Below are 13,503 nucleotides of genomic sequence, written 5' to 3' on the forward strand. Positions count from 1 at the left end.
ACGCTATTCGCTCTCCAGCATTTCCTTGACCGCTGTTGCCAGTTGCTTCAGCGAGAACGGCTTCGGCAGGAAGCCGAATTTCGCATCTTCCGGCAGGTTCTTGGCAAAGGCATCTTCCGCATAGCCGGAAACGAAGATGAACTTGATATCTCCGTAATCCTTGCGCAGTTCACGCAACAAGGTCGGACCATCCATCTCCGGCATGACAACGTCAGACACAACAATGTCGACCTTCCCATCCAGCTCTTTCATGACCTCCAGCGCCTCAACGCCGCTTGACGCTTCATGCACCGTGTAGCCACGGGATTGAAGCGCGCGCAGGCCGCCCATCCGCACGGCGTCTTCATCTTCAACCAGAAGCACAGTTGCAGTGCCGGAAAGGTCGGTTGCCTTTTCGGGCTTCTTTTCTTTCTTCGGCGCTTCGATCTGAATGACTTCGCCTTCGGCATTCAATATTTGCGGCTCGGCACCTTCCACGAAGCGTGGCAGCAGGATGCGGAATGTTGATCCCTTGCCAAGCTCGGATTCGGCATGGATGGAGCCACCAGTCTGCTTGATGATGCCATAGACCATGGAAAGGCCAAGGCCTGTGCCCTTGCCCACTTCCTTGGTAGTGAAGAAAGGCTCGAAGATCTTGGCAATGGTTTCGGGCGTCATGCCTGTGCCGCTATCGACAACCTCGACCACCACATAATCGCCGGGCACGACATCGCGGTAATTAAGGCGGGCCGTTTCCGCCTCACCCATATTGCGGGTGCGGATGATCAAATCGCCGCCTTCAGGCATGGCATCACGCGCATTAACGGTCAGATTGACCACAACCTGCTCAAACTGGCCAAGATCGGCCTTGACCTGCCATAGATCGCGGCCATGCTCGATCCTGAGGTTGACCTGCGTGCCGGCAAGACGCGTCAAGAGCATCCGCACATCGGCAATGACGTCCGTGAGGTTGAGAACTTCGGGACGCAATGTCTGGCGGCGCGAGAATGCCAGTAGCTGACGAACCAGCGAGGCAGCGCGGTTTGCATTCTGCTTGATGTTCATAATGTCGGCAAAGGATGGGTCCGATGCGCGATGATTGGTCAAAAGCAAATCGGACGACATGATGATTGCCGTCAGTACATTGTTGAAATCATGCGCGATGCCGCCTGCAAGCTGCCCGACAGCCTGCATCTTCTGGCTTTGCGCCATGGTGGCTTCAAGCGCTTTCTGCTCGGTGGTTTCAACCACGGAGACAATGGCAGCCTCTTCAGCTCCATCCTCTCCACCGGCATCGAAAACGGGGCTGATGTAGAACCGCAAATGCCGGTCCTCATTGCCCGGAATAACCGTATCGACTGGAGAAATTTCTGCTTTTCCGGCAAAGGCTGAGGCCAATGCACGATCAAACGCCTCGCGGTCACGTTCATGCACCACGGTTTCCAGCGGGATGCGCCGGTCAATATCATCCCGGTCGACCACGGGAGCAAAAAGGCCAAGGAAACGCGCATTGGTGCGCAATATCTTGCCGGTTGAATCGACAGCGGCAATAGCCATAGAGGCGGAATTGAAAAAGCGCGTGAACCTTACTTCCGCAGCACGCAGCGCCGCCGAAGTATCTTCGCCCTCGGCCCGATCAAGGACTATTGTGCGCGTCGGACCACGCTTGCCGTCGCGCTGTGCCTGAACCCGGTGGTAGAAGCGGACGGCAAGACTCTGGCCATTGGCCTTTTCCAGATCAAGATCGATAACCGTATTGCGGCTTGTTCCCGCTTCCGTCTTGACTGCATTTATCAGCGCCATTCCATTGCCGGCTACGATCTCGCGCACGGTCATGGAGCCAGGTGTGAATCGTGTCAGATCAATGCCAAGCCATTCCGCCAGTGTTGCATTGATATAGATGATACGGCCATCAGGATCGGCGGAGAAGAAACCGGCGGGCGCATGATCGAGGTGATCAATGGCCTCCTGAATATCCTGAAAATAGCGCTCCTGCTCGGCGCGCTCGGCGGAAATATCGGAAATCTGCCAGGCATAGACAGGGGCGGTCTGATCGGGAATGCCGGCAACGGCGCGCGCCTTGACGCGGTACCAGGTCGGCACCGGTTCGCGCGATGGATCAAGCGGGCGTGACAGGCGAATCTCTTCCTGTCCGGAAATTCCATCACGCAAGCCATTGGCAAGGCGGTAAATCGGATCGGATGCAGCTGGCTCTCCGGAAAGAATATGTTCGATCGGGCGCACATCATCCGAACTCGTTACGCCCGTCATCTCGCCATAGGCACGATTGGCATAAACAATGCGCCCCTTCTGGTCGCAGACGACCGTACCTTCCGGGTAAGTATCGACAAAGGCGCGGGTCAGCTCATCACTCGTGCCGCGTGGCGTAAACTGAATGACATTAATGGCCGAGCCAAACAGGTAGAAAACGCCGGTCATGGCAAGCAAACCAAGCAGGCCAAGCAGGAATTGCTGGCCGAGCTGGTCGCGATAGATGAAATAGAGGACGGAAATCCCGACCAGCACGATACCCAGCAGGATCAGGCGCAAGCCTGCCCTGTTCGATTTCGTGTTGGCGATGATCGGTTCCGGATAAAGATCGCTATTCGTTTCTCGAGACATATGTCTACTATTCGCTTCTTGAGACATATGTCTCAGGCCCCTTTTTCATCGCCCAACCAGCATGCTGCCGTTTGGCCTGCTGCTTGTGTCATACTTCTCGAATCGGTTGGATCATATCTTTCACCGGCGTTAAACCCTATCCTTTATCGGATAAGCTTTATTCCACGCCTTATAGGGTAAAACTGTTTTAAAATCATCAGGGTTGCGACTGTGAAGTCCACTCTGTAGTGTCACGCGAAATTATGCTGCGAAGCCCGTGTCGGGGAACAAGTTTTCGGGCTTGGTGGAATATTATAGAGGAGAGTTTGTCATGAATGCATGGCTTGCCACTATCGTCGGCGATACTGCCGCCCCCATTGTGGGATTCATTCTTCTGTTTGCACTGGTCATTGCGCTGCTCTTGCTTGTGTTTGCCGTGTTGCGGCGGGTAACAGGCGGCACGTTCGTGGCGGGTGGGCGCAACCGGCAGGTTCGGCTCTCGGTGACCGATGCCGCTGCTGTCGACAACCGCCGGCGGCTTGTGCTCGTGCGGCGCGATGATGTCGAGCATCTGATCCTCATCGGTGGGCCCAGCGATATCGTCATCGAGCAGAACATCCGGCAATTTGCCAAACAGTCCTCGCGTATCGAACCTGCGGCAACCGCTTCCCCCGAGCCTGAGCCAAAAACAGAGCGCAAACCCGTTGAGCCGCCGCGCGCCGAGCCGGTTTCTCCGGCACCACAGGCAACCGCGCCAGTGACACGGCCGGCACCACCCTTGCAACAGGCGCCGCAAGTACCGCTGCGCACGCCGACGCCAGCGCCACAGCCGACGCCGCCTCGCGATGTCAGGCCGCCTGAGCCGCGCCAGCAGCCAGCGACGGCGCCTTTGCCTCCTATCCCGCCAATGGCACCCATTCCGCCCATTACAGCAACGCCTGAGCCTACACGGCCACTGCCCTATATGCCTCCGACGGTCGCTGCGGCAGCAGCAATTGCAGCAGAAGCGGCTCCCACCATTACAGTGCCAGTGCGTGACGCCAGCAATGGCTGGGAACGCACCGCTTCGCCGTCTTTTGGCAGCGAAAGCAAGGCTGAGCTCGTGGTGGATGCACCGGAGCCGCCAATCGATGCGCCGGAACCCGTCAGGCAGTTTTCCGGCGAACAAAGAGCCAGCACAGCCGCGGCATTCCCGTTTGCCGCCCGCAATGAAGCGGTCTACCGCGAGCCTTCACTCGACAATATCGAGCCTGAGGAGACTTCCGAGCCGGAGATCACGCTAAGCGACGCTGATTTTTCGGACGCTTTCGATCCGGAATTGGCTAGCGAACTCAATATCGCCCCCGGTGAAGAGATCGACAGGGAAGAGCAACCGAAAAAGGCTGACGATATCGAGGATGAGATGGAACGTCTGCTCGGCGATCTGTCGCGGCCGGACCGTTAGAGGAGTACGGTCCGATTGCATAAGAGCATCTGCGTGGTTCGAACCACGCAGAAATAAATCTGCAAAAATAAAAAAAGCCCGGTTTCCCGGGCTTCTTTTTTAAAACTTAAGCTCAATCGTCGCGGTAGACTTTCTCGCGTCGCTCGTGACGTTCCTGAGCTTCGATGGACAATGTTGCGATTGGGCGTGCATCAAGCCGCTTGAGGCTGATGGGATCGCCTGTTTCTTCGCAGAAGCCATATGTTCCATCATCGATGCGCTGCAAGGCTGCATCAATCTTTGAAATCAGCTTGCGCTGACGATCACGAGCCCGAAGCTCGATGGAGCGGTCTGTTTCTGAAGAAGCACGATCAGCAATGTCCGGCAGATTTGCATTTTCCTGCTGTAGGATTTCGAGCGTTTCGCGGGCTTCCCGCAAAATGTCGTTCTTCCAGTCAATCAGTTTTTCACGAAAGTAGGATTTCTGCCGATCACTCATGAAGGGCTCGTCATCCGTGGGCTTATAGTCAAGATCGATAAGTTTATTCATCATTGAATCACCCTGCACCTTTTAGACGCGAGGAGGCCTATATAGGTCGTGTCCGATGAGCGCACAACTACAAAAAGACATAGTAAATCAATAAAGAAGCAGGGCGAAATCGCTTAAAATAGTGGCATTTAAGCCGGATAAATGGAATTCTCGCGACGTCAGAGCAGGGAAACAAGGCCAAAACTTGGCATTTCTCACCCTCAGAGCTCTACTTGCGGTTGCGCTTTGCCTCGCAAAATTGCACTTCGCACAGAATATTCGCAGGCAGGTTTTGCACACTTATTTGAGAAATGGTGCATTTGCCGCATGATCCAAAGCGGATATTTGCGTCAAAGAGTGAAGCATGGCACCTTTCCAGCCTGTTCCAGAACGGAGATAAGTAAATGAGTCTCGTCTACCTTCTCCGTCATGCCAAGGCGGTCTGGCCAACACCGAGTCAGAAGGATTTTGACCGTACGCTGGACAAGGATGGCACGGAAGCGGCCAAAATCCTCGGGCTGGAGATGAAGCGTGCACAACTGAAACCGGATGTCGTGCTGTGTTCAACTGCAATCCGCGCCCGCCAGACGCTCGAATATGTAGGGTTGGAGCCACCCTTTATATTACAGGAACTCGAAAAACTATATTCCGGCGGTCCAGACACCTATCTGATGGCCATTCGTATGGCCGGTCTGGAGCATGAGGGCAGCCAATCGGTCATGCTGGTGGGCCATAACCCCATGATGGAGGAAGTGGCCATGGCACTGTCTGGTCGTGGCGATCCCCCTACGCACCCGACATTTGTCTCCGGATTTCCCACAGCCGGTCTTGCGGTGATCGAGTTTGAGGAACCCTTGGCGGAAATTCGTCCCGGCAAAGGAACACTGCGGGAGTTCTTTTCACCCTCGGAGCATTTGTGAGATTCGGATTGCACACACTTTGTGCGTGGTTCGCACAACAATCCTGCAAAACAAAGTACCTTGAGTTTGACACAAGCAGCCCCCAAATGGGTCGCAGAAGAACGCCGCAATAGGATTGTCGATTGGGAACATTCACCACAGGACTGACGAGTTGGGCCGACGAGGCAAGAATTGCGCTGGATACGCTGACCGAGCGTACAGCTTCCTTAGCCTCCCCCTCCGTCCGCATCGGCGTGACAGGGCTTTCCCGCGCAGGCAAAACAGTCTTCATCACGGCGCTCGTGCACAATCTGATCCATGGCGGGCGCTTGCCGCTGTTTGAAGCGCAGAAATCCGGCCGGATTGCCAAAGCCTATCTGGAGCAGCAACCGGATGATGCCGTTCCACGATTTCAATATGAAGACCACCTGAAAGCATTGATCGAGGACCGTATCTGGCCGGATTCAACCCGGGCGATCTCCGAATTGCGCCTGACAATCGAGTATGAATCCGCATCCGCATGGGGACGCATGTTTTCCGGCGGCAAGCTTTCTGTCGATATTGTCGATTACCCCGGCGAATGGCTGCTCGATCTGCCACTACTCGGCAAGAATTATAATGAGTTCTCGCAGGATTCATTCGAATTGGCGCAGCTGGAAAGCAGGCGCGATCTGGCTGAAGATTGGCTCAAAGCCGCAGCGTCAGCAAATGCATCTGCCGATGCCGATGAAATGACAGCGCAGAGACTGGCAAAAAGCTTTACCGCCTATCTGAAGGCGGGAAAGGCCGATGAAAGGGCACTCTCCACGCTGCCTCCGGGCCGTTTCCTGATGCCCGGCGATCTGGAAGGCTCACCCGCACTGACATTCGCGCCCTTACCCGGATTGGGACAGGAAAAACACAAGTCCGGCTCGCTGGGCGCCATGATGGAAAGGCGCTACGAGGCGTATAAGACGCACGTGGTAAAGCCGTTCTTCCGCGAGCATATTGCGCGGCTGGACCGGCAAATCGTTCTGGTGGATGCCATGCAGGCGATGAATGCCGGTCCCTCCGCTGTTGCCGATCTTGAACGGGCATTGACGGAAATCCTTTCCTGTTTTCGTCCCGGCAGCACGAATTTTCTGACCGGGCTCGTACAGCGGCGCATCAGCCGCATTCTTGTTGCAGCAACAAAGGCAGATCATTTGCACCATGAGAGCCATGACCGGTTGCAGGCCATCGTACGCCGCCTTGTCGATCGCGCGATAAGCCGCGCTGATTTTACCAGCGCCAGCGTCGAGGTGTTGGCAATGGCCGCTGTGCGAACAACCCGCGAGGCAACTGTCACCCAAGGCAAAGACATATTGCCGGTCATCGTCGGGACACCACTGAAAGGCGAGACAATAGACGGCGAGAAATTCGACGGAAAAACCGAAACAGCCATATTTCCCGGTGACTTACCGGAAAAACCGGATTCAATATTTGAAGGACCGGAATCAGTATCTGAAGATCCTTCTATCCGCTTTGTCCGTTTCCGCCCTCCCAAACTGGAGAAAACGGCAGAAGGCTTTACGCTTTCACTGCCGCACATAAGGCTGGATCGGGCCATACAATTCCTCATTGGAGATCGCCTCGCATGAGTGAAAAACGCAAGCCAGCTTCGTTTCGCATGGACCAGCCGGAGGAAGAAAAAGCCTCTGCAAAGGCTGTCGAGGCAGCACCAGCGGCACAGCGCAGGCCAACAGCGATCAAGGATATTGCTGTTGTAACGCCCGCCGCGGTCGATGTGTTTGACCTTGATCCTGAAGCTGCCAATGAGCTGGATGCCCTGACCCCGCCGCCAGCTCTGGCGAATAGAAAGAAGTTTTCATTCGCCACAGTCTTTACCGGCGCAATTGGGGTGCTTGCATCGTTGGCGTTGGGCCTTTGGGCCGACAATCTTATCCGCACGCTTTTTGAACGTGCGCCATGGCTGGGCTGGGTGGCGCTTGGGGTCACGATACTCGGTGCCTTGGCGCTAATCGCTATTATTGTGCGCGAAACACTGGCCTTGCGCCGCCTCGCCTCAGTGCAGCATTTGCGTGACGAGGCAGCCAAGGCCGCCAGCGAAAATGATCCGGTACAGGCAAAGGCTGCTGTGGCCAAGCTCGTCAGCATTGCCGAAACCCTGCCCGCCACCGCCAAGGGCCGCGCGCTTCTGCACGACTTGCGTGATGATGTGATCGATGGGCGCGATTTGATACGCCTGACGGAAACCGAATTGCTGCGCCCGCTTGACCGGCAGGCGCGCGAAATGATCCTTGCCGCCTCAAAGCGCGTTTCGATTGTCACGGCTGTCAGCCCCCGCGCGCTTGTCGATATCGGCTATGTCATTTTCGAATCAGCGCGGCTTATCCGGCGGCTATCTGAACTCTATGGAGGCAGGCCGGGAACGCTTGGCTTCCTTAAGCTCACGCGCAATGTCATCGCCCACCTGGCCGTGACAGGAACAGTGGCAATGGGCGACAGCATCATTCAACAACTGGTCGGACATGGTCTTGCCGCGCGACTTTCGGCGAGACTTGGCGAAGGTGTGATCAATGGCTTGATGACGGCTCGCATCGGCATTTCAGCGATGGATCTGGTGCGGCCCTTCCCGTTCAACGCTGAAAAGCGACCGGGAATTGGTGATTTCATCGGCGATCTGGCAAGGATCGGCGGTGTTAAAAAGCCCTGACCGGGCAATAGAAGCATTTCATATCCCCAAGTTTTATGGCATTGGCAACCATCTGTTAACCATTCCAACCCATGATTGGTTCGAAGCAGCCATTCCAATGATTAGAGTTTGAGTCCGTGTCGATGAAAACAAGCGCAGCAGTCGCCGCCCTGTCCCTGTTCGCCTGCGCGCTATTGGCGCTGCCGGCGCAAGCTAAGGATAAAGACGCGGAATTCTTCGAGAATGTCCAAGGCCAGTGGGTTGGCCCCGGAGAAATCGTGGCGGGCAAATATAAGGGTACAAAATTTACCTGCACGCTGGAAGGCTCCACACCAGCCGCCGCAACAGGCATGACGCTGGATGGCAACTGCCGTGTCGGTATTTTCAATCAACCGATGAAGGCAACGATCGCCCGCAGCGGCAATAGCTACAAGGGCACCTTCCTAGACGGTTCGGCTGGCAAGGGTCTCGACATTACCGGCGGCAATGTCTCAGGCAATCGGGTTGTTCTTGCAATCAACCGCAGACAGCTCAGCGGTGCCATGCAGGCGAAATTCAACAATGATAACAGCATGAATGTAACGATTTCCGTTCATCTGGAAGACCAGTTGATTCCTGTTGTCGGCATGTCCTTGAAGCGCGTTGATACAACTGCCGTGGGCAGCGTCGCTAAGAACTGATTGTATATATGTCCTGCTTGGTTCGACAAGCTCACCATGTCGAACCACGCACCTTTCTGTTCTGCTATTGAACGGACCACCAGCCCGCATCATCGCGGGCTTTTGTCATTCCGGTACTATCTGCCAGCGCCGCCCAATGCAAAACGCTCATTCCCTCAATCTTCAGATCGGGGGCGATATCACCAAGCGGCACGAGCACGAATGCGCGTTCCGTCATGCGCGGATGCGGCAGGATAAGGCTTGAGCTTTCAAAGCGATCTATCCCCTCATAGGCCAGCACATCAATATCGATAATGCGCGGGCCCCAGCGCTCCAGCCGCTCGCGTTTCATTACCAGTTCAATATTGAGACAGACCACCAGCAGGGATTCCGGTTCGAGCTCAGTCGCAAGCTCCGCGCAGGCATTGTAGAAAGAAGGCTGATCGCGCTTGCCCCATGGCGGCGTATTATAGACCGGCGACACGATGTTGACCGAGGTATCAGCCCGGCTATCCAGAGCGCGCAGAGCCTGCCCCATGGCCAAGATCGGATCGCCAAGATTGCCGCCAAGACCCAGCCAGGCTTTACGCAAGATAGTCATGGGCGCTTGCCGCGATTATCCAGCATTGCATCGGCGAGGTTGAGCGTGCTGCGGCTCATAGCGATATCATGCACACGGAAAATATCGGCTCCGGCAAGCCGTAAAATAGCCGAGGATGCAGCTGTCACCACGTCTCTTTCATTGGCTTCACCACCGGAAACAGCGCCGAGAAATCGCTTGCGCGACGTGCCCGCAAGGAATGGGTAGCCGAAGGCGGCAAGTTCTGAAAAGCGATCCATCAACGCAATATTCTCATCCGTATCCTTGGCGAAACCAAATCCGGGATCAAGCACGATCTGGCTATCCGATACGCCAGCAAGCCGTGCGATTTCCAGCGACCGATTGAGAAAGGCAAACTGATCGGCGATCACGTCCGGATCTCGTTCACGCTCGCGGCCCGTATGCATGATGACAAGCCCCGCGCCGGTGCGCGCAGCAAGATCAGCAATGGCGGGCTCCCGCTGTACCCCCCATACATCATTGACGATATGGGCTCCAGCCTCCACGGCAAGCCGCGCCGTTTCCTCGCGATATGTGTCAACCGAGATAATTATATCGCCCTGCTTCGCCAAAGCGTCGATGACCGGTAAAATTCGTGATTGCTCTACCGAAGGTTCAACCCGCGCCGCGCCTGGCCGTGTGGATTCGCCGCCTACATCAATGATCGATGCCCCATCTTCGATCATCTTGCGCGCGCCCTGCAAAGCTTGATCCAGCGAATAATGGACACCGGCATCAGAAAACGAATCGGGCGTCACATTGAGCACGCCCATAATCAATGCGCGTGGCCCCAAGGTCAAAGACCGGCCATGTGCCAGTTGCCATTCCCGATCCATTCCTACGCTCCCGTTGATTGTTCGCTGTCTGGTTTTTTATCACATTGCGCGGAACGTCAATTCATCTGCAAGGTTTTTGACGATACTGTTTGAATGATGCACACTGGCCAAAGAAAAGGAAAAGCTGAATGCATATTTTGGCCAGATTAGCCGCCAGCTCGATTGCGGTCGCTATTGCCTCCAGTTTCGTTGCTCCCGCCAACGCGGCAACCGTCCTGCGAAAATACCAGTATTTCACATTGAATGCGGATAATGCAGCCGAACTCGACAAGGAGTTGAGCCGCAGGGGACCAGTATTGGCGAAGACCGGTACACGGCATCCCGGCATGACGCGGATGCGCTTTGACAGCAAGGTGAAGTTTGGCTCCAATGGCAAGAACTGTCAGGTCGTCAATGCGGATATCACCGTGCGCGCAACTGTTTACCTGCCCCGCTGGAAACAGCGCCGCAGCGCAAAGCGGGATCTCGCGCTTGTGTGGGACACGCTTTCGGCGGATATCAAGCGGCATGAGGAAAGCCATATCGTCATTGCGCGCACCGCAGCTGGCGATATGGAGCGTCAGGTCAAAGCCCTACCCTGGCGTAGCGATTGTATGAAGTTGAAAGCCGATATTGACGCGCTGACGGCAAAACTGCTCAAGAAACATGATGCAGATCAGGTGCGTTTCGACCGCATTGAAACAGTCAATTTCGAGACACGCTTCGAGCGCCTGTTGACTTACCGCATGGTGAAGGAACTGTCTAAGCCTTGAGAAGGTAGTGCGCCACCATCAATAAAGTACAAACATCTCCGTCATCCTCGGGCTTGAACCGGGGATTTATCAGTCAATTTTGTTGTGTAGCGCAACTCCGGGTCCTCGGGTCAAGCCCGAGGATGACGGAGAGTTTTGTGTTCAATAGTAAACTACCCCCTCAGTTCACCCCAAGTTTTTTCTGCAAACTGGTTGATGAGGTTGTGTATTGAAACACAACGCGCTCGCCGGGATTGACGATGCGCTTTGCCGCCTGGGTCATCAATGCAGCTTCGTGGAAGCCCGACAGGATCAGCTTGAGTTTGCCCGGATACCAGTTGATGTCGCCAATGGCGAAAATGCCGGGTTCTGATGTTTCAAAAGTCTCGACATTCACCGAAATAAGATTTTCATGCAGGTTCAGGCCCCAATCGGCAATCGGACCCAGTTTCATGGTCAGGCCGAAGAATGGCAGGAGGCGCGTCACAGGAATCTCGACCTCGCCTTCTGCCGCCTTGATGACAGCGTGGGTCAGTTCGCCATTATCGCCTTTGAGGCCAGACACTTGTCCCAGCTCAAAACGAACGCTGCCGCTTTCCACCAGTTCAAACATTTTCTTGACGCTGTCTGGCGCTGCGCGGAATTCTGCGCGCCGGTGCACCACGGTCAGGCTACGGGCAATCGGCTGCAAGTTGAGCGCCCAATCCAGCGCACTGTCACCGCCCCCCACAATAAGAACATCCTGATCGCGGAATTCTTCCATGCGGCGCACGGAATAAAACACGCTCTTGCCTTCATAGGCCTCGATACCGGGAACCGGCGGGCGCTTGGGCTGGAAAGATCCGCCACCGGCTGCAATGACGACCACCTTGGCTTCGAACACTTCAGCATCATCCGTCTCGACGCGGAATGTTCCATCTTCGAGACGTTCAAGTCCCGTCACCATGCGATTGAAATGGAATTGGGGTGAAAACGGCTTGATCTGCTCCATCAGCTTTTCAGTCAGCTCATTGCCGCTGATGATGGGCCATGCCGGAATATCGTAGATCGGCTTTTCCGGATAAAGCTCTGCACACTGGCCGCCGGGGCGATCAAGAATATCGATGAGATGGCATTTCAGATCGTAAAGGCCAAGTTCAAACACCGCAAACAAGCCGACGGGCCCTGCGCCAATGATGACAACATCGGTTTTGATAATCTCGCTCATCGCAAATTCCTCATGCCGGACGGTCTGCATGCCGTGCAGATAGAAAAAGGGTAATGGCTGGCGTGTTCAAGACACACGGGCTGCCATGCGCGTAACGATTGCTTGTCCCAAGGTCAAGACAATGCCGCCGCTCAAGCTATGAAAAGCCGTTCTGCGGTTTGATTCTAATGGGTCAATGAGAAAATATCAGCCTGTGAGCTGCAATTATCGTCCTATGAGTGGCAATTCTATTGTGCGTGGTTCGACAGGGCTCACCATGAGGAAGGTGAGTTGGCTGCAGGCAGGTCACCGTGCCCGGCGCCATCTATTGCAAATACACCAACATTCCTCATCCTGAGCTTGTCGAAGGGCGCACGACAGAACTGCAATAAATATCAGGACTGACGTTCCGGAACGTGCACCACAAGGCCATCCAGTTCATCAGAAACGTGGATCTGGCAGGAAAGCCTTGAATTGGGACGCACATCATAGGCGAAATCGAGCATGTCTTCTTCCATGGCCTCGGGTTCGCCAGTCGCAGCCTTCCATTCTTCATCCACATAGACATGACAGGTGGCGCAAGCGCAGGCGCCGCCACATTCCGCATCAATACCCGGAACAGCAAAGCGAATGGCACTTTCCATAACGGTAGAGCCGTTTTCGGCGTCCGCCTCGATGCGTTCGCCACCATGAGTGACAAAGGTGATTTTCGCCATGAATTAAGGCCCCAGTGATCAAGTTACCGCTGACATAGGGCTTTAAAGGCGTAAGTCAATTGTACTCCCTGACGCAGCGCAAACTTCAGCGCGTTATTGCCGCTATATAATCGCGCGCATCATCAATGGCAGGGCGAAGGTCCCTGACCAGTTTCGAATCGGCTGGAGCCTGCTCGACCGCCTCTGCCAGTTCGGCCACGCGAAATGCGCCAATTGCATTGGCCGAACCCTTGAGCGAGCGGGCAAGCCGGACGCGATCATCAGGATTTGCGTGGATAAGTCTGTCCACGATGCCGCAGGTCTGACGGGAAAACAGGTTGAGGATTTCGGTTTCGAGAGCGCGGTTGCCGAATGTTTCACGGGTAAGGTGAACAAGATCAATCGGGCGCTTGCGCGCTGGCTTCGATCGCTCGCCACCTGGCGAAGCAAATGCCATCGATGCCTGTTGGGCCATTGGATATTCTCCTGAACGCTTTTACATTTGAACTCACGAGCCTAAGCTGATGACGCTGATTCAAGGTTAAAACGGGGCGGAAATCGTGCTTAAATGGTGCCTTATGGTGAATGCCGGGTAAATTTTTGCCTACAATTGAAATTTTATGAGAGGCCCAAAAATTAACCTTGTGTTTAAACTTTTAAGCATTTCCTGAATCCATTGTTTCTTTCCAA

General features: G+C 55.1%; 13 protein-coding genes. 6 read left to right on the forward strand and 7 right to left on the reverse strand.

Annotated features, from left to right (window positions below; all coding sequences use genetic code 11):
* Positions 1-3: 3 nt before the first annotated feature.
* Positions 4-2,601 (reverse strand): cell cycle histidine kinase CckA, encoded by a 2,598-nt coding sequence (cckA, locus tag V9K95_RS02540; protein ID WP_336439910.1) that lies wholly within the window; start codon positions 2,599-2,601, stop codon positions 4-6.
* 310 nt (positions 2,602-2,911) lie between these two features.
* On the opposite strand from cckA, the gene V9K95_RS02545 reads away from it, so the two are divergent.
* Positions 2,912-4,024 (forward strand): hypothetical protein, encoded by a 1,113-nt coding sequence (locus V9K95_RS02545; protein WP_336439909.1) that lies wholly within the window; start codon positions 2,912-2,914, stop codon positions 4,022-4,024.
* A 112-nt stretch (positions 4,025-4,136) separates the two neighbouring features.
* Here V9K95_RS02545 and dksA read toward each other — a convergent pair whose 3' ends face one another.
* Complete coding sequence (dksA, locus tag V9K95_RS02550) at positions 4,137-4,553, reverse strand: RNA polymerase-binding protein DksA (RefSeq protein WP_040854267.1); 417 nt, start codon at positions 4,551-4,553, stop codon at positions 4,137-4,139.
* A gap of 383 nt (positions 4,554-4,936) precedes the next feature.
* On the opposite strand from dksA, the gene V9K95_RS02555 reads away from it, so the two are divergent.
* The 4 genes from V9K95_RS02555 to V9K95_RS02570 all read left to right on the forward strand — a co-directional run bounded on the left by V9K95_RS02555 (position 4,937) and on the right by V9K95_RS02570 (position 8,785).
* Complete coding sequence (locus V9K95_RS02555; RefSeq protein ID WP_307285650.1) at positions 4,937-5,452, forward strand: SixA phosphatase family protein; 516 nt, start codon at positions 4,937-4,939, stop codon at positions 5,450-5,452.
* A 122-nt stretch (positions 5,453-5,574) separates the two neighbouring features.
* Positions 5,575-7,050: a YcjX family protein gene (locus V9K95_RS02560; RefSeq protein ID WP_336439908.1), complete on the forward strand. Its 1,476-nt coding sequence runs from the start codon at positions 5,575-5,577 to the stop codon at positions 7,048-7,050.
* Positions 7,047-8,126 carry a YcjF family protein gene (locus V9K95_RS02565; RefSeq protein WP_336439907.1) on the forward strand — a complete coding sequence of 360 codons (1,080 nt, stop codon included), beginning with the start codon at positions 7,047-7,049 and terminating at the stop codon, positions 8,124-8,126. Before V9K95_RS02560 ends, V9K95_RS02565 begins: the two co-directional genes overlap by 4 nt.
* A gap of 122 nt (positions 8,127-8,248) precedes the next feature.
* Positions 8,249-8,785, forward strand: a complete 537-nt coding sequence (locus V9K95_RS02570; RefSeq protein ID WP_115052770.1) for a hypothetical protein — start codon at positions 8,249-8,251, stop codon at positions 8,783-8,785.
* 64 nt (positions 8,786-8,849) lie between these two features.
* On the opposite strand, the gene folK is transcribed toward V9K95_RS02570, so the two are convergent.
* A complete protein-coding gene (gene folK, locus V9K95_RS02575) occupies positions 8,850-9,365 on the reverse strand; it encodes a 2-amino-4-hydroxy-6-hydroxymethyldihydropteridine diphosphokinase (RefSeq protein ID WP_336439906.1) in 516 nt (171 codons plus the stop codon).
* Positions 9,362-10,201, reverse strand: coding sequence for a dihydropteroate synthase (folP, locus tag V9K95_RS02580; protein WP_336439905.1), 840 nt, complete (start codon positions 10,199-10,201; stop codon positions 9,362-9,364). The genes folK and folP overlap by 4 nt, the downstream gene beginning before the upstream one ends.
* Positions 10,202-10,329: 128 nt before the next feature.
* Here folP and V9K95_RS02585 point away from each other — a divergent pair, with 128 nt between their 5' ends.
* Positions 10,330-10,953, forward strand: a complete 624-nt coding sequence (locus V9K95_RS02585; RefSeq protein ID WP_336439904.1) for a DUF922 domain-containing Zn-dependent protease — start codon at positions 10,330-10,332, stop codon at positions 10,951-10,953.
* 160 nt (positions 10,954-11,113) lie between these two features.
* Here the strand turns inward: V9K95_RS02585 and V9K95_RS02590 are convergent, their stop codons facing one another.
* The 3 genes from V9K95_RS02590 to V9K95_RS02600 form a co-directional block, all read right to left on the reverse strand.
* A complete protein-coding gene (locus V9K95_RS02590) occupies positions 11,114-12,139 on the reverse strand; it encodes an NAD(P)/FAD-dependent oxidoreductase (RefSeq protein ID WP_307285670.1) in 1,026 nt (341 codons plus the stop codon).
* A 374-nt stretch (positions 12,140-12,513) separates the two neighbouring features.
* Positions 12,514-12,834 (reverse strand): 2Fe-2S iron-sulfur cluster-binding protein, encoded by a 321-nt coding sequence (locus tag V9K95_RS02595; RefSeq protein ID WP_115052766.1) that lies wholly within the window; start codon positions 12,832-12,834, stop codon positions 12,514-12,516.
* An 85-nt stretch (positions 12,835-12,919) separates the two neighbouring features.
* Positions 12,920-13,288: an Hpt domain-containing protein gene (locus tag V9K95_RS02600; RefSeq protein WP_115052765.1), complete on the reverse strand. Its 369-nt coding sequence runs from the start codon at positions 13,286-13,288 to the stop codon at positions 12,920-12,922.
* Positions 13,289-13,503: the final 215 nt, after the last annotated feature.

The sequence above is a fragment of the Phyllobacterium sp. CCNWLW183 genome, assembly GCF_037203775.1.
Taxonomy (GTDB): domain Bacteria; phylum Pseudomonadota; class Alphaproteobacteria; order Rhizobiales; family Rhizobiaceae; genus Phyllobacterium; species Phyllobacterium ifriqiyense.